This is a genomic window from Acidovorax radicis, from assembly GCF_020510705.1.
In the GTDB taxonomy this organism is placed as follows: domain Bacteria; phylum Pseudomonadota; class Gammaproteobacteria; order Burkholderiales; family Burkholderiaceae_C; genus Acidovorax; species Acidovorax radicis_A.
Window position 1 is genome coordinate 2,614,618 of record NZ_CP075184.1, and the last position, 16,177, is coordinate 2,630,794.

Below are 16,177 nucleotides of genomic sequence, written 5' to 3' on the forward strand. Positions count from 1 at the left end.
GCTCAGTCTGTTCCGTGGTGAACGGTCGCCTCTGATGGGCTGTCGTCAGGTGGGCTGGCAGGCACGGCGGCGCCCGCGCTGTTGTTCTCGCTGCCATTGCGGTATGCGGCGTAATACAGGGTCGGAATCACCACCAGTGTCAGCACGGTGGAAACAAAGATGCCGAAGATCAGCGAAATGGCCAGGCCATTGAAGATCGGGTCGTCGAGAATGAAAAATGCGCCGATCATGGCCGCCAGCCCCGTGAGCACAATGGGCTGTGCACGCGTGATGGCCGAGTGGATGATGGCTGTCTTGAGGGGCATACCCTCCCGCACCTGCAGGTTGATGAAGTCCACCAGCAGGATGGAGTTGCGCACGATGATGCCTGCCAGGGCAATCATTCCGATCATGCTGGTGGCCGTGTACTGCGCGCCCATCAGCGCATGGCCCGGCATCACACCGATGATGGTGAGCGGAATGGGCGCCATGATGATGAGTGGCGTGAGGTAGGAGCCGAACTGCGCCACCACCAGCAGGTAGATCAGAATCAGGCCCACTGCGTAGGCCGCACCCATGTCGCGGAAGGTCTCAAAGGTGATCTGCCATTCGCCATCCCACTTGATCGCATAGCCGCGCAGCGCATCTGCAGGCTGGCGCACGAAATACTCTTGCACCGATCCGCCGTCAGGCGCGACGATGCGGGCGATGGCGCTGCGGGCCTGGAACACGCCGTAGAGAGGACTGTCCACGCGGCCTGCCATGTCGGCCACGACATAGTTCACGGGCAACATGTCTTTGTGGTGCACCGGCTGTTCGCGCAAGGTGTTACTCACGGTGACCAGCTCGCGGATGGGAACCAGCTGGCCTTGAGAACCCCGTACCGTCAGCCGCAATAGCGCCTCCAGGTCGCCATGGCTTTCTGCCGGCAACTGCAGGAGCACAGGCGCGGGGTATTTGCTCGCATCGCGCAGCCAGGTGGCGGCTTCGCCACTGAGCCCCGCATGCAGCGTGCTCACAATGGCCTGCTGGGGGATTCCCAGCAGCGCGGCCTTGCGCCGGTCCACGGTGAGCAGCTTGCGGGGGGCGTCGGCAATGCTGCTGTCATCCGCGTCCACAATGCCTTCGGTGGCGGCCAGTGCGGTGCGCACGGCGTGCGCCACTTCACGCCGACCTTCGGCATCGGGCCCATACACCTCGACAACGATGGGCGACAGCACCGGCGGGCCGGGAGGCACCTCCACCACCTTGACGTTGGCACCATGGCGCTTGCCGATCTCTTGCAACGCAGGTCGCACCCGCATGGCAATGGCGTGGCTTTGGTCCTTGCGGTGGTGTTTGTCGACCAGGTTGACCTGGATGTCACCCACTTCGCCACCTGCGCGCAGGTAGTACTGGCGCACCAGGCCGTTGAAGTTGATGGGCCCTGACAGGCCTGCATAGGCCTGGTAGTCGGTCACCTCCGGCACGGTGGCGAGGTAGGCACCCAGCTCGTGCAACACGGCGGCCGTGCGTTCCACGGGTGTGCCCGCAGGCATGTCCACCACCACCTGGAACTCGGACTTGTTGTCGAACGGAAGCATCTTGAGTTGCACCCAGCCCAGCACTGGCAGGGCTATCGACAAGGCGATGAGGGCGGCCACACCAAGGCCCAGCCAGCGCCTGTTTCGCGTGCCATGGCGCTCATCCAGCAAGGGGCTGAACACGCGCTCAAACACCGGTGCAATTCGTGCGCTGAGGCCGCTGTGTGCCGGGGTGGAATGCCCTTGAGGGTGGGCAGCGTGCTCCTTCATCCACAGGCGGGCCAGCCAGGGGGTGATGATGAACGCCACGGCCAGCGACAGCAGCATGCCCATGCTGGCGTTGATCGGGATGGGGCTCATGTAAGGGCCCATGAGGCCACTCACGAATGCCATGGGCAGCAGGGCTGCGATCACGGTGAATGTGGCCAGAATGGTCGGACCTCCCACCTCATCCACGGCGTGCGGGATGAGATCCTTGAGGCTGCGCCCTGGGTGCAACAACTGGTGTCGGTGGATGTTTTCCACCACCACAATGGCGTCGTCCACGAGGATGCCGATAGAGAAAATCAGGGCAAACAGCGACACGCGGTTGAGCGTGAAGCCCCAGGCCCAAGACGCAAACAGCGTCACCGTGAGCGTCAGCACCACGGCCAGGCCTACGATGGCGGCCTCGCGGCGGCCCAGGGCCAGGAACACCAATGCAACGACCGACGCCGTGGCGAACAGCAGCTTCTGGATGAGCTTTTGCGCCTTGTCGTTGGCGGTGGCTCCGTAGTTGCGTGTTTCCGTCACTTCCACGCCTTCGGGAATCACGGTGTTGTGCAACTGTGCGACCCTTTGCATCACGGCATTGGCGACGTCGATGGCGTTCTCGCCCGCTTTCTTGGTCACCGTGAGGGTCACGGCGGGGTATTCGTCCACGGTGCTCTGCGAGGCTGCCGTACCGTTGTCGGCCGCTCGCCGTGGAACCCCGTGCCAGACGTAGCGGCTTGCTGGCAAAGCGCCGTCCTGCACGTCCGCCACATCCTTGAGGAACACCGGCTTGCCCGATCGCACGCCCACCATGATGTCGGCCACCTCATCGGCGCGGGTCAGGAACGGGCCGCTGTCGAGTTGGATGGACCGGTCGCCGCCCAGTAGTTCGCCCACGGGCAATCCCATGTTTGCCGACTGCAAGGCGCTGCGCAGGTCGTCTAACGTGGTGCCCGTGGCGGCCATGCCGTTTGTGTCGATGCGCACAAGCACAGCGCGGCCCGGGCCGCCGAGTGTTTGCACCTCGCGGGTGCCGGGCACGCGCTTGATCTCAGCCTCCAGGCTGTGGGCCACGCGCTCCAGCGCAAAGGCGCCCGAGGTGTTGTCGCGGCTGTGCAAGGTGAGTGTCACCACGGGCACATCGTCGATGCCCTTGGGTTTGATGATCGGATCCATGGCCCCCAGGCCCTTGGGCAGCCAATCGGCATTGCTGCGCAAGGTGTCGTGCAGGCGCACCAGCGCTTCCGTGCGTGGCACACCGACCTTGAACTGCACCGTCATCACCGCCATGCCCGGCCGCGACACCGAGGTCACGTGCTCCGTGCCTTGCATCTGCGACAGCACCTGTTCGGCTGGTGTGGCAATCATCTGTTCGACATCTGCCACGGATGCACCCGGGAACGGCACGATGACATTGGCCATCGTGACGTCGATCTGCGGCTCTTCCTCGCGCGGCGTGACCAGTACGGCAAACACGCCGAGCAAAAACGCCACCACAGCCAGCAAAGGCGTGATTTGTGCGCCCTGGAACAGGGCGGCGATGCGGCCGGAAATGCCAAGCGGAGAAGAAATTTGGGGGGTCTTCATGTCAGCGCACCTTGGCGGCAGCTTGTGGCTGAAGTGCAATGCGGTCGCCAGCACGCACCCCGCTCAACACCTCCACCATGTCGCCTGCGGGCCGCCCCAGGCGCACCTGGCGCAGCAGCGGCCGGTTTTGGCCGTCCAATACATAGACGCCCGTCATTTCCGCACGCCGCACCACCACGCCAGCGGGCACCAGCAACGGGCCAAAGGCAGCGTCCGCGGAGGCCGCAGCGCCCTTGCCCGCGTTCAACCACAGACGGGCAAACATGCCGGGGGCGGCGCCCACCACGCTGGGCGGGAGCTCCACACGCACCTGCACGGTATGGCTTTGCGCATCGACAGTAGGCAGCACTTGCACCTTGGATGCTGGGACCGCGACGCGCGGTGCGGAGATGCCTGGAATGTCGACCTGCAGGTCACCACCGCCCGTATCGCGCAGCGCGGCGGCCTGCTGTTGTCCCACATAGGCGGTAACACGCATCAGCGACGGGTCGTACACGGTCAGCAAAGGTTTGCCGGGCATGGCCATGTCACCCAAGGTGGCAGGCACATGGCCCACCACGCCCGCAAACGGCGCCTTGATGACGTAGAAGCCGGACTGTGTGGCGGCAGCGCCAGCCTGGGCCTGCAGGGCCTGCGCCTGCGACTGACTGGCGCGCCACTGTGCCTCGGCCCGGTCCAGCGCTGCCTGGCTGATGTATTGCTTTTGGAACAGCTGTTTTTGGCGCTCGTATTCCTTGGTGGCCACTTGCTGGGCGGCGCGTGCCGCGTCTACCTGGGCGGCGCTGGCGGCGGCGTTCTGTTGCGCCGCGCGCGCATCGATGCGTGCCAGCTCCTGACCCGCGACCACGCGGTCGCCTGCCTTGGCAAGGAGGCTGATCACCGCGCCCTGCACCTGGGCAGAGAGGGTGGCATCCCGTACGGCCTCGACCTGAGCGTCCACACTGCTGGCCAATTGGGTGGCCGCCGGCTTCACGGTAAAGCTGGCAATCTGCTGCACAGCGCCGTCGCTGGCAGCCCATGCGCCCGACACGGCCAGGGAAAGCGCAGCGGTCAACAGGGGCAGGGACTTCATGGGAGGCTCCGTAGAATTTTTGTGCGATTGATTATTTAACTAATCAGCTAATTAGTCAATAATGTATCATGTACTTCCGATGCACGGAGATCCCGCGATGAGAGAGATGCCCCCAGAAGCCCTTGAGCAAGTTGCTGCTTATTTTCAGGTTCTAGCCGAACCCACGCGGTTGCGTATCCTCAATCTGCTGCGTGGCGGAGAGAAAAATGTGGGAGACCTTGCTCAGCAATGTGGCTACACGGCGGCCAACATTTCCCGGCATCTGTCGTTGATGACCAAACATGGTCTCGTGGCACGGGAAGGGCGTGGGACCAGCGTGTTTTACCGGCTGACCGATGAGTCGGTGGATGCGTTGTGTGATCTGGTCTGCGGCAATATCGCCCGCCGACTGGAGCGGGATTCTGCGGCCAGTGCTGCGTTTCAGATAGCGCGCTAGTCTGTGTTGGTGTGGATTGCAGAGTCCACGCGCTGAGCGCAAGCGCGGCGCGCTGAATCTGAATGGATGGGGCCAGCAGAAGATAGTCGGATGCTCGCTGCACGACACACACACAGTTCGTCGGAAATGATGGCGCCCCGAATGGGCCAGGTGCTGTAGCTGGCGCAATCCGATCCATCACAACTGCACGGTGGAAATGGTGGTTTTCGTTTGCCGACATCAATTTATAATTTGACATAATATACATCGTATCTAGTTGTATAGAAGCCAAAACGATCCGGCCTCCACACGCATCTCAGGCGCTGTCGACTCTGTCCACCACGCAAGCCGCTACCATCCACGCCCATGACCCTTCCCACCCAAGCACTCTCCACATCACCCATCCACTTCGGCCATCAGGGCCGTGTCTGCATCGTCACTGGCGGCGCACAAGGCATTGGCGAGGCCTGTGTCCGCCGTTTCGCGGCTGAAGGTGCCAAACTGGTGATCGTCGATGTGGACGATCTGCGCGGCCAGGCGCTGGCGCAGGAACTGGGCGCGCTGTATGTGCGCTGCGATGTGGGCGATAAATCGCAGGTGGATGCACTGGTGGCCCAGACCCTGGCGACCTACGGGCGCATCGACGTGCTGGTGAACAACGCGGGCATCTTTCGCGCTGCAGACTTTCTGGATGTGACCGAGGCCGACTTTGACGCCGTGCTGCGGGTCAACCTCAAGGGCTCGTTCCTGGTGGGTCAGGCGGTGGCGCGGGCCATGGTAGCTTCGGGCGGCGGCTCCATCGTCAACATGAGCTCGGTCAACGGCGTGCTGACCATTCCCAATATCTCCAGCTACAACGTGAGCAAAGGCGGCGTGAACCAGCTCACGCGCGTCATGGCCCTGGCGCTGGCCGACAAGAACATCCGTGTCAATGCTGTGGCCCCCGGCACCATCGCCACCGAGCTGGCCGCCAAGGCCGTGCTGACCAGCGACGAGGCCAAGAACAAGATCATGAGCCGCACGCCTATGAAGCGGCTGGGCGAGCCGTCGGAGATTGCCGACGTGGTGGCCTGGCTGGCCAGCGACGCTGCCAGCTATGTGACCGGCGAGATCGTGACCGTGGATGGCGGGCGCATGACGTTGAACTACACGGTCCCCGTCTGATTCAGTCTGCCGAATACTACTGAATTGATAGCTGCTAGCGCTTGCTGCATAAGCGCTAGCTGCCATTTCAGCCAAATTTTTATGCCTGCGGCATGCGCCGCAGCAAGCCCGCCATGCTGCGCGGCCAGCCGACAGGGCCGAACCAGGCACCGCCTGCAATCGCCCAGGCGTTGACCGCGCCGTAGAGCACCAGGGCCACGCCCTGTGCGGCAAACACCGCTGCCAACCCACCGCTCCAGCGCAGCGCCAGCCAACCACCGGTCACCGCAATGGCAAGCCGCACGATGTTGCCGATCACCGGCCACAGCAGGCGCCCTGCCCCTTGCGAGGCAAAGTACAGCACCAGGCCCAGGCCGAAAAAGCCATACACCGGCCCGGCGGTGCGCAGATACAGCGCACCCGCCTCCAGCATGGCGGGGTCGCTATTGAACAGCGACAGCCACGTGTTGGGATACGCCGCCGCCCACAGGCCAATGGCCTCCGCCATCACAAACGCCATGGCCGCACCGATCCACGTGGCGCGCAAGGCACGTTCATGCTGGCCCGCGCCCATGCAGGTGCCCACCATGGCCACCAGTGGCGCGCCCAGGCCAAACACCAGCGGCACCAGCAGATATTCCAGCCGCGACGCCGTGCCGTAGCCCGCAATGGCGGCCGTGCCAAAGCCGCCGACCAGCGCGGTGGTGACACCAATCGCCAAGTTGGTGGCCACGGTAGACACCGTACCCACCAGCCCCACCCGCAAAATGTCCTTGAACAACACCCAGCGAAACCGGATGTGCGCCAACGATGGCCGCAGCAGGCTGCGTGGCGACCACAAATACGCCGCCAGCACCACGCTGCCGATCAGGTAGTACGCCATCAACGCAATGGCTCCCCCGGCAATGCCCAGGCCGGGCATGGGGCCCCAACCAAAGATGAACAACGGCGACAACGGCACCAGCACAAAAGCACCCAGCACTGTCACATAGGCTGGCACGGCCATGTTGCCCGTGCCCCGAATCACGGCCGATAGCGTGTTGAACAGCCACACCAGAAACGCGCCCGCAAACACCCAGTTGGAATAGACCAGTGCCGCCTCCAGCGCACAGCCCGTGCCGCCCATGCGGGTGTAAAGCCAGCGCCCTCCTCCCACCACGCCCACGGTGAAGACCAGCGAAAACACCGCGGCAATAGCGAGCGCATGCAGCACCAGCGCATCGGCATCGTCCCGCCGCCGCGCGCCCAAGGCACGCGCAATGGCCGACGCAATGCCGCCGCCCATGGCCCCCGCAGAGGTCATCTGCATCAGCATGACCACCGGGAACACCAGCGCCATGCCCGCCAACGCATCGGTGCCCAGTTGGCCGACAAAGTAGGTCTCGATGAGCCCGACGCCCGCCTGCGCCAGCATCACCAGCACATTGGGCGCGGCCAGCCGCAGCAAGGTGGGCGCAATCGGCGCCTCCAGCAGCATGCGGGTGCGCGGGTTCAGGGCCTCGGTCACATCAGGCCCCTGCCCCACCGGCTGCCGGCCTGCGTGGCACAACGATGCGCACGGTAGATACCTGCAGCACATCGCCATGCTGGTTGCGCGTTTCGCTGCGCACGGTGACCATGCCACGGTCGGGCTTGGACTTGGAGGGCTGGATCTGCACCACCTCGCTCACCACATGCAGCACATCGGTGGCGCGCGTGGGCCGGGGCCAGCTCAGCTCGCCCCCTGCGCCGATGATGCCGCCCGCAATCGGCAGGCCGCTGGTCACTTGCAGGCGCATGGTCACGGCCGCCGTGTGCCAGCCGCTGGCGGCCAGGCCGCCAAACAGGGTGGCGCGGGCTGCGGTGTCGTCCAGGTGGAAGGGCTGTGGGTCGAACTGCGCGGCAAAGGTGGTGATCTGCGCTTCGTCCATGGCGTGTTCGCCACTGGTGAACTGGTCGCCCACAGACAGGTCATCCAGATAGATCGGTGATTTGCCTGCCATGGAGGCGCTGCTGGCGTGGGTGTCCGTCATGTCATTCGCTTTCATTCAAGGGGATGGATGGCGCTGCGGGCTCAGGCGGCGGAGGCTGCGGGTCGCACCAACCGCGCCTCGCGGATGGGCAGGTGGACCAGCGCTGCGCCAACGGCCAGCACGATGTCGATGTACCAGACCCAGTCATAGCTGCCCGTGGCCTGGAACACGCTGCCGCCCAGATACGCGCCGAAGAAGCCGCCGATCTGGTGCGCCAGCATCACGATGCCAAACAACATCGCCATGTTGGCCGTGCCGAACATCTTGGCCACCAGCCCCACCGTGGGCGGCACCGTGGAGAGAAAAGTCACCCCCATCACCGCCGCAAAAATCAGCACCACGGCAGGTGTCTTGGGCGCAAACAAAAAGATCAGCACCGCCAGGCCGCGTGTGGCGTACAGCAGCGACAGCAGCGACTTCATGCGCCAGCGGCCGACCGCCCAGCCCATGCCCAGGCTGCCGACGATGTTGAACAAACCGATCATGGCCAGTGACCAGCCCCCTACTTCGGGCGCCAACCCGCAGGCCGCGATCACGCCGGGCAGGTGCGTGGCCAAAAACGCGACGTGAAAGCCGCACACTAAAAAGCCCGCCGCCAGATACCGGTAGCTGGGCGTGGCCAGCGCCTGTGCAATGGCCTCGCGCGCGGTCAGCGCCTTCTGGCCGGATGCGGCGGCGGCCTGCGCGGCCAATGCGTTCGAATTGCCCCGAAGCACCCACACCGCAGGCAGCGCCAGCAGCACCAGCACACCCAGCCACTGCATCGCGCTGGCCCAGCCCACGGCTGCTGTGAGGCTGATGGCAATGGGTGCCATCACAAATTGGCCGAACGAGCCGCCCGCGTTCACGAGGCCACTGGCCAGGCCGCGCTTTTGCAGAGGCACCAGCCGCGCAGTGGCCGCCATCAGCACAGACGGCCCGGCCATGCCTGCGCCGCCTGCGGCCAACACGCCAATCGCAAAAATCAGCCCTGCCGTGGTCGTCATGTACGGCGTGATGAAGGTGCCCAGTGCCACCAGCGCCACACCCAGCAGGATCACACGCCCCGTGCCGATGCGGTCGGCCACCGCCCCGGCAAACGGCTGGGTCAGGCCCCACCAGAGCTGGCCAAACGCAAAGGCCAGACTGATGCTGCCAATGCCCAGACCGGTGGAGGTGTTGAGCGGCGACAAGAACAGGCCCATGGTCTGGCGCGTGCCCATGGTCAGCGCAAAAGCGCCTGCGGCGGCCAGCAGTACGAGCCACAGCGCCAGCGGTGCCGTGGACGTGGTTTTGGCTTGAGGGGCGTTGTTATTCGTCATGCCCAGCCTCCTGCGCTGGCAGTGCCGCCAGCAAATCCATGGATTCATCCACCAGCGCATGCAGTGCCGCTACGCGCTGCACGCCCAATGTGTCGTTCAGCGCCAATTGCGCGGCCTTCCAGTGGCGCTGAGCCTCGGCGCGCTTGTCGCGGCCGGTGTCGGTGATGTGGGCCAGGCGGCTGCGTGCGTCGGCGCCAGCCTCCAGCGTCACCCAACCGGCATCCACCAGGGGGCGCAGGTTGCGCGTCAGCGTGGAGGCATCCATCTTCATCTCTGCAGCCAGATCGCCAGGGCGGATGGGGCCCAGCTTGAGCACATGCGACAGCAGCGAATACTGCGTGGTCTTGAGCCCGCACTTCGCCATTTCGGCGTCGTAGTGGCTGGCCACGCGGCGCATCAACTGACGCAGTTTGAAGTTGGTGCAGCCCTGCGGCAGGACAGGGGCCAGTGTGGGTGATTCGGCTTGCATGGATTTGATTGTATCTGCAATAATTGCATATGCAACTCATGCGTTTCAAACCCACCACCAACCCCACCACCCCATGACCCAACACAACCACCTTGAACACTGGCTCGCGCAGGAGCGCGACATCCTTGCAACGCTGGATGCGGGCCCCGGCCCGGGTGTGGCTCGGCGTGAGCAGATCGCCCACCTGAACGGCCTGCAGCAAATGCAGGCCATGCTGCGCGGTGAGTTGCCCTACGCCGCTATTGCCAAGACGCTGGACTTCTTGATCGTGGAAGTGGGCGAAGGCACAGCGATCTTTCAGGGCACTCCCCGCGCCGAGCACCTGAACCCCATGGGCACCGTGCACGGCGGCTGGTTTGCCACTTTGCTCGACTCCGCCCTGGGTTGCGCCGTGCACACGCGCATGGAGCCCGGGCGCGGCTACACCACGGCCGAGCTGGGCATCAACCTGGTCAAGGCCATCACGCCCAAAGTACAGCGCGTGCGCGCCGAAGGCCGCGTGATCCACAGCGGGCGCCAGCTGGCTACGGCCGAGGCGCGCCTGGTGGGGCCGGACGGCACGCTGTATGCCCACGCCACCACCACCTGCCTGGTTTTTGACTTGCCTGCACAATCGAAGGGATGAAATTCCTCCACACGATGCTGCGCGTTGGCAACCTTCAACGCTCGATTGATTTCTATACCCAGGTGCTGGGCATGCAACTGCTGCGCCAGTCCGAGAACCCCGAGTACAAATACTCGCTGGCCTTTTTGGGGTTTGAGGGCGGCAACCCCGGCCAGGCCGAGATCGAGCTGACCTACAACTGGGGCACCGAGAGCTACGACATGGGCACGGCGTACGGCCACATCGCCCTGGGCGTGCCCGACGCGTATGCCGCGTGCGAGAAGATCAAGGCCTCGGGCGGCAACGTGACGCGCGAAGCGGGCCCGGTCAAAGGCGGCACCACGGTGATCGCGTTTGTGACTGACCCGGATGGCTACAAGATTGAGCTGATCCAGCGCGCCGAAGGGACTGGCGGCGCAGGCCTGCGTTAACCACCACTATCAAATAACTATCAAATAACTATCAGATTTATAGCTGCTAGCGCATGCTGGATAAGCGCTAGAAGCCTATTTGATCAATAAAAAACCCGGCAACGCCGGGTTTTCTTGTTGGGTGACCTGCGGGAGGTCGCTGCGCAGGCGTTATGCGCCCAGGGCCACTTCCACGCGGCGTGCTTCGGCGTTGCTGCCGGTGGCCGTGGTTTCTTCAGGCTTCTTGAGTTCGATCTTGTCTTCCGCCACGCCCAGGGCCTTGAGCGCGTCGCGCACGGCGAAGGCGCGTTGCTTGGCCAGCTCGGCGTTCAGGGCGGCGTCGCCGGTGGCGTCGTGGAAGCCGGAGATCACCGCCGTCTTGCCTTCGGCCACGCCCTTGACCACATCGGCCAGGGCTTCGTTGGCACCGGCAGCCAGTTCGGCCTTGGCGGTGGCAAAGTAGAACTTCACGACGCCATTTTCGACACGCACGCTGGCCGCATCATCGACAGTCACCGGCGCTGCGGTGTCCGCAGCCGTGGCGGCTGGCGCGTTGTTGGCAATGGCTGTGGTGGGCGCCTTCGATGGCCCCGAGCTTCCCAGGCGCTTGACCACAACCCCACCCACGACCACGGAAATCACCAGCGCAATCAGCGCAAACAGGAAACCGAGTGCAAAACGTTCTTGGCTGTCGTCGTCAGACATGAGAGATCCTCGTAAAAATGGTGGCACCCGGGATAACACCGCAAGTTGCGGCCCGGCCTGTTGAAACAAAGCCTTGGATTGTAGAGTCAAGCCATGATGAATCTGCCCGCCCCCCTTCGAGACCCAGCCACCATGCTGGAACGTGCCCTGGACGAATGGGGCGGCCACGACGACTTGTGGGTGTTTGGTTATGGGTCGCTCATTTGGCGGCCCGATTTTGACTTTGCCGAACGCCGCGCGGCCAGGGTCCACGGCTGGCACAGGGCGCTAAAGATGTGGAGCCGTGTGAACCGCGGCACCCCCGAATGCCCGGGGCTGGTGTTCGGCATGTTGTCGGGTGGCAGTTGCCGGGGCATGGTGTTTCGGGTAGGCAAGGCACACGCCCGTCAGGTCATGATCAACCTGTGGCAGCGCGAAATGGTCACTGGCGTTTACGACCCGCGCTGGCTTACCTGCCACACGCCTGACGGGCCCGTGCGTGCGCTGGCCTTTACGTTGTCACGCAAGAGCCCCAACCACACAGGGGAGCTGCCCGATCAGGAGGTTTGCCGCATTTTTGAGCAGGCCGCCGGGCGTTTTGGCACGACCAGAGACTATGCACAAGCCACCTACGAAGAGCTGCAAAGGCACGGCATCAACGACCGGGCTTTGGGCCGTTTGATCGCATTGGCAAAAAAAGACGCGTAATTCGCGACCGCCCCCGATACGATGGCGGTCACCGCTGGCAGGCGTCGTCAACGATGCCCACGCCGCGCGGTGTTCTTCGGCATATGTTCAAAGGAGTGTGGGTCATGAATCCTCGTTTCACCCTGTCGATTCTGTCGTCGCTGGTGGCTGCTGTCGCCCTGGCAGGCTGCGCGTCGCACCTCGCGGGCAACCGCGCCACAGCCAAACTGGAGCCCACCCGCGGCAGCACGACCACCGGTACCGTGACCTTTGTCCAGACCGGCGATGGCGTGCAAGTGTCCGGGGAAATCCGCGGCCTCAAGCCCGGTGCCGAGCATGGCTTTCATATCCACGAAAAAGGCGATTGCTCCAGCGGCGACGGCATGAGCACGGGCGGCCACTACAACCCGGGCGGGCGGCCCCACGGCCACCATGGCATGGGCGAGCACCACACAGGCGATCTGCCCAGCCTCATGGCAGACAAGTACGGTGTGGCGGCCTTCAGCTTTGTGTCGCGCACCATCAGCGTGGCGGGCCCGACCACCGACATCGTCGGCAAAGGCCTGATCGTTCACCGCGACCCCGACGACTACCAGACCCAGCCGACCGGCAACGCCGGGCCGCGCCTGGCTTGTGCGGTGATCACGGCGGTAAAGTAAGTTACCGGCCAAGTTACCGGCGCGCCGCCAGCCACTGCGCGGCGCGCTCCAGGTCCTGCACGGTGTCCACATCGGTCACCGCACCTACGTCGTCCACCTCCACCCGCCGCACCCTGCCCTGCTGGGCTTGCTCGCGCACCACGCTGGCGGCGCCCTGCTCGCCTGTCAGGGCCAGCAAGCCCTGCAGGCATTGCGCAGCAAAGCCGACCGGGTGACCGCGCTCGCCGTGGTGCACCGGCACCGCCACGGCACAGTCCGCCAGGGCGGCGGCGATGGTGCGCAGGGTTGCGGGCGACACCAGCGGCAGATCCCCGGGCAGCACCAGCCAGCCGGGGGCATCCGCCGTGGCGCGCACCGCCGCCGCAATCGAATCGCCCATGCCCGGATGGCCTGCGTCCTCCAGGTGCCAGGGCAAGCCGCTGGCACGCACGGCCGCCAGCGTGTGCTCCAGCACCGTCGTGTCGCCCAAGGGCGCGCGCAGCTTGTGCACAGCGCCGCCCGATGCTTTGAAACGCTCGCCACGGCCGGAGGCCAGGACCAAGACAACGGGGGATGAAGGCGAAGTGGGCATGTGGGGGTGTCAAAAAGCGGGTGCGGGCCATCCATCGCAAGGCGCGGCCATGTACTGCGATGTCAGCGGTCCCGATTCTAGGCAGCTTGGCCCATTGGCCCCAGCAGCCAAGCGTAGCTAAGGCGTTCGGCCCGATGAAGCCGTTCCGAACGGCTCAGAATGCATTGCTCACCACCGTGAAGTCCGCCTGCTGCGCTGCCAGCGTGCGCGTTGCTGCCACCAGCGGCCGCAAGTCGTCGCGCCGGCTGTGCAGCGCATAGCCCAGCAGCCCCAGCGGCACCGGGCTGGCCAACTCCTGCAGCGTCCCGCGCGCGCACAGCGCCTGCGCCCAACCTTGGGGCAACAGGCCAATGCCCACTCCTTGCGCCAGCAGGCCAACGATGGCGCCCCAGTGGTTGCACGCCAGATGGCGCGCGGGGCGTGCGCTGGCGTGCCGCAGCCAGTCGTCGATCAGGTGGGTGATGCCAGAGCTTTGGGGCAGCGTTACCAGCGGGTGCTGCTGCAGGGCGTCCGCATCCATGCCGACCAGGCCACCTGCGATGAGCGGGCTGGCGCACCAGGTGAAGCGCGCGTGCGCCAGGGGCACGGACGTCAGCGCGCTGCGGCTGGCGGGGCCAGCGATGACGGCCACATCCAGCTCGCCCTTGTCCAGCCGCTCCGCCAGGGCTCCGCCCACATCCACATGCACCGACACGTCAAGCTGCGGGTGTGCGCTGGCAATGGCCGACACCCAGCGCGGCAGCCAGGTCAGTGCGGTGAGCTCGCCCACACCCAGGCGGCAGGGGCCGCGCAGCCCGGTGGTGTGGCCCATTTCCTGTTGCAGCAGGTCGGCCTGCTGCAGCAAGGCGCCAGCCAGGGGCAGCAGTCGCGTGCCCGCCTCGGTCAGCGCCGCGCGGTGCCCTGCCCTGTCGAACAATGGCTGGCCCAGCGACGACTCCAGCTCTGCAATGCGCTTGGAGAGAGACGAGACCGACAGGTGCACCCGCTCGGCCGCCATGGCAAAGCTGCTGCAAGTGGCGGCCCAGTAGAAGGCTTCGAGTTGCTTGAGAGTCATGTCCTCAATGTGCTTTCAATTTGGCGAACAAATAGTTCGCAATAAATTCGCTTTCTTGATTATTGCGATTTCAGGACACTGCCACTTAGCCCTCTTGGCAGCCTCCTCTTTGAAAGCCTTGCTCGCCCTTGCCTGGAACCGCGCCATGTCCATTCCCTCCCCCACACTCCAACCGACTTCCCCCAACGCCTGGGGCGCTTTCAACGGCACGCGCCGCAGTGGCCGCACGGCCCATCTGCTGTCGCTGGACGACTTCGAAGCCGCCGCACGCCGCGTGCTGCCGCGCCCCATCTTTGGCTACGTGGCTGGGGCGGCGGAGGACAACCTGGCACTGGACGACAACCGCCAGGCGTTCCGTGAACTGGCCCTCGTCCCCCGCGTGCTGCGCAACGTGGCCGAACGCGACCAGGGCGTGACCCTGTTTGGCACGCGCTATGCCAGCCCCTTCGGTGTTGCGCCCATGGGCATTGCGGCCCTGTCGGCCTACCGGGGCGACATCGTGCTGGCCCGTGCGGCGGCAGCGGCAGGCATCCTGGCCGTGCAAAGCGGCAGTTCACTCGTCCGGCTGGAGGAAGTGGTGGCTGCCGCCCCAGGTACCTGGTTCCAGGCCTACCTGCCGGGCACGCCCGAGCGCATCGACGCCCTGCTGCAGCGTGCGGCGGCGGCGGGTGTGCAGACGCTGGTGGTGACGGTGGATATCCCGGTGGCGGGCAACCGCGAGAACAACATTCGCGCGGGATTCTCCACCCCGCTGCGCCCCAGCCTGCGCCTGGCGTGGGATGGCCTGGTGCGCCCCCGCTGGTTGGCCGGCACACTGCTGCGCACCCTGGCGCGCCACGGCATGCCGCACTTCGAGAATTCGTTTGCCGAGCGCGGTGCGCCCATCCTCTCGTCGCGCGTGCAGCGCGACTTTGCCGCCCGCGACCATTTCGACTGGAGCCACATCGCCCATATCCGCCGCCAGTGGCGCGGCCCGCTGGTGATCAAGGGCATCCTCAGCCCACAAGACGCTGCCCTGGCCCGCCAGCACGGGGTGGACGGCATCATCGTCAGCAACCACGGCGGTCGCCAGCTCGACGGCGCCGTGGCCCCCCTGCGCATGCTGCCCGCCATTGCCGAGCAGGCGGGCAGCGGCATGACCGTGATGCTGGACGGCGGCATCCGCCGGGGCACCGATGTGATCAAGGCCCTGGCCCTGGGCGCACGGGCCGTCTGGGTGGGGCGCCCGTTCAACTACGCGGCGGCTGTGGATGGGGAGGCGGGAGTGGCCGCCGCTATCGGCCTGCTGCGTGCCGAGGTGGATCGGAACCTGGCGATGCTGGGGGTCACGTCATGTGCCGACTTGGGGGCGGAACACCTCATGGACCGGCGAGCGCCTTGGTGCATTTAAATCTTAGATCGTGAACACGTTCTTAGACCACCGGGTATCAGCCGACCAGTCTTTGTCCTCATGGGAGGCTCAAGTCCATACCCAGCATGCTGGCAATGCCGAAGGTGAAGAGCAAAACACCGACGAGCGCCAGTATGAAGACGGCGGCCACTTTGCCGCCCGTGCGTAGCAGCGCGCGCTTGTCCATCCCCTTCTTCCCCTGGTCGTAATGCCACTTGATGGCGAAGTACATGCAGGTACCGAAGATGAGGACCTTGAACGTAATGAAGACTACAGGGACCCAATCGATCATTTTGAGAATTTCCAGCCTATGACTTGACACCGTCTATCGTGAGGAGCACTACCCCCCCGACAAGAGAGGCGAA

Annotated in this window: 17 protein-coding genes; 7 read left to right on the forward strand and 10 right to left on the reverse strand. The window is 65.0% G+C overall.

What is annotated here, in order from left to right; genetic code table 11:
• Window positions 1-2: 2 nt before the first annotated feature.
• Window positions 3-3,341: an efflux RND transporter permease subunit gene (locus tag KI609_RS11915; protein WP_226443503.1), complete on the reverse strand. Its 3,339-nt coding sequence runs from the start codon at window positions 3,339-3,341 to the stop codon at window positions 3-5.
• Between the two features lies 1 nt (window position 3,342).
• A complete protein-coding gene (locus KI609_RS11920; protein WP_226443505.1) occupies window positions 3,343-4,413 on the reverse strand; it encodes an efflux RND transporter periplasmic adaptor subunit in 1,071 nt (356 codons plus the stop codon).
• A gap of 97 nt (window positions 4,414-4,510) precedes the next feature.
• On the opposite strand from KI609_RS11920, the gene KI609_RS11925 reads away from it, so the two are divergent.
• Together KI609_RS11925 and KI609_RS11930 are read left to right on the forward strand one after the other, a co-directional pair.
• Entirely contained in the window at window positions 4,511-4,849 is a 339-nt protein-coding gene (locus KI609_RS11925) for an ArsR/SmtB family transcription factor (protein WP_226450367.1), read from the forward strand.
• Between the two features lie 345 nt (window positions 4,850-5,194).
• Complete coding sequence (locus KI609_RS11930; RefSeq protein ID WP_226443507.1) at window positions 5,195-5,992, forward strand: SDR family NAD(P)-dependent oxidoreductase; 798 nt, start codon at window positions 5,195-5,197, stop codon at window positions 5,990-5,992.
• Between the two features lie 79 nt (window positions 5,993-6,071).
• On the opposite strand, the gene KI609_RS11935 is transcribed toward KI609_RS11930, so the two are convergent.
• Genes KI609_RS11935 through KI609_RS11950 form a run of 4 tightly spaced genes read right to left on the reverse strand, consistent with a single transcriptional unit; the run spans window position 6,072 to window position 9,753 of the window.
• A complete protein-coding gene (locus KI609_RS11935) occupies window positions 6,072-7,448 on the reverse strand; it encodes an MATE family efflux transporter (protein WP_226450369.1) in 1,377 nt (458 codons plus the stop codon).
• Window positions 7,449-7,479: 31 nt separating this feature from the next.
• Complete coding sequence (locus KI609_RS11940) at window positions 7,480-7,983, reverse strand: MaoC family dehydratase (RefSeq protein ID WP_226443509.1); 504 nt, start codon at window positions 7,981-7,983, stop codon at window positions 7,480-7,482.
• Window positions 7,984-8,024: 41 nt separating this feature from the next.
• Window positions 8,025-9,284, reverse strand: coding sequence for an MFS transporter (locus tag KI609_RS11945; protein ID WP_226443511.1), 1,260 nt, complete (start codon window positions 9,282-9,284; stop codon window positions 8,025-8,027).
• Entirely contained in the window at window positions 9,274-9,753 is a 480-nt protein-coding gene (locus tag KI609_RS11950) for a MarR family winged helix-turn-helix transcriptional regulator (protein ID WP_226443513.1), read from the reverse strand. Before KI609_RS11950 ends, KI609_RS11945 begins: the two co-directional genes overlap by 11 nt.
• Window positions 9,754-9,826: 73 nt before the next feature.
• Here KI609_RS11950 and KI609_RS11955 point away from each other — a divergent pair, with 73 nt between their 5' ends.
• A complete protein-coding gene (locus KI609_RS11955) occupies window positions 9,827-10,378 on the forward strand; it encodes a PaaI family thioesterase (RefSeq protein WP_121942929.1) in 552 nt (183 codons plus the stop codon).
• The gene (gene gloA / locus KI609_RS11960; protein ID WP_226443515.1) at window positions 10,375-10,788 is read left to right on the forward strand and encodes a lactoylglutathione lyase; all 414 of its coding nucleotides are present in this window, start codon (window positions 10,375-10,377) and stop codon (window positions 10,786-10,788) included. The genes KI609_RS11955 and gloA overlap by 4 nt, the downstream gene beginning before the upstream one ends.
• 150 nt (window positions 10,789-10,938) lie before the next feature.
• Here the strand turns inward: gloA and KI609_RS11965 are convergent, their stop codons facing one another.
• A complete protein-coding gene (locus KI609_RS11965; RefSeq protein ID WP_226443517.1) occupies window positions 10,939-11,472 on the reverse strand; it encodes an OmpA family protein in 534 nt (177 codons plus the stop codon).
• 93 nt (window positions 11,473-11,565) lie between these two features.
• On the opposite strand from KI609_RS11965, the gene KI609_RS11970 reads away from it, so the two are divergent.
• The gene (locus KI609_RS11970) at window positions 11,566-12,159 is read left to right on the forward strand and encodes a gamma-glutamylcyclotransferase (RefSeq protein ID WP_226443519.1); all 594 of its coding nucleotides are present in this window, start codon (window positions 11,566-11,568) and stop codon (window positions 12,157-12,159) included.
• A 104-nt stretch (window positions 12,160-12,263) separates the two neighbouring features.
• Entirely contained in the window at window positions 12,264-12,797 is a 534-nt protein-coding gene (locus KI609_RS11975; protein ID WP_226443521.1) for a superoxide dismutase family protein, read from the forward strand.
• 13 nt (window positions 12,798-12,810) lie between these two features.
• Here the strand turns inward: KI609_RS11975 and KI609_RS11980 are convergent, their stop codons facing one another.
• On the reverse strand, window positions 12,811-13,368 hold the full coding sequence (locus tag KI609_RS11980) for an NTP transferase domain-containing protein (protein ID WP_226443523.1): 558 nt from the start codon (window positions 13,366-13,368) through the stop codon (window positions 12,811-12,813).
• A 154-nt stretch (window positions 13,369-13,522) separates the two neighbouring features.
• The gene (locus KI609_RS11985; protein WP_413463316.1) at window positions 13,523-14,422 is read right to left on the reverse strand and encodes a LysR family transcriptional regulator; all 900 of its coding nucleotides are present in this window, start codon (window positions 14,420-14,422) and stop codon (window positions 13,523-13,525) included.
• A gap of 145 nt (window positions 14,423-14,567) precedes the next feature.
• On the opposite strand from KI609_RS11985, the gene KI609_RS11990 reads away from it, so the two are divergent.
• The gene (locus tag KI609_RS11990; RefSeq protein WP_226443525.1) at window positions 14,568-15,812 is read left to right on the forward strand and encodes an alpha-hydroxy acid oxidase; all 1,245 of its coding nucleotides are present in this window, start codon (window positions 14,568-14,570) and stop codon (window positions 15,810-15,812) included.
• A 58-nt stretch (window positions 15,813-15,870) separates the two neighbouring features.
• Here KI609_RS11990 and KI609_RS11995 read toward each other — a convergent pair whose 3' ends face one another.
• The gene (locus KI609_RS11995) at window positions 15,871-16,104 is read right to left on the reverse strand and encodes a hypothetical protein (RefSeq protein ID WP_226443527.1); all 234 of its coding nucleotides are present in this window, start codon (window positions 16,102-16,104) and stop codon (window positions 15,871-15,873) included.
• Window positions 16,105-16,177: the final 73 nt, after the last annotated feature.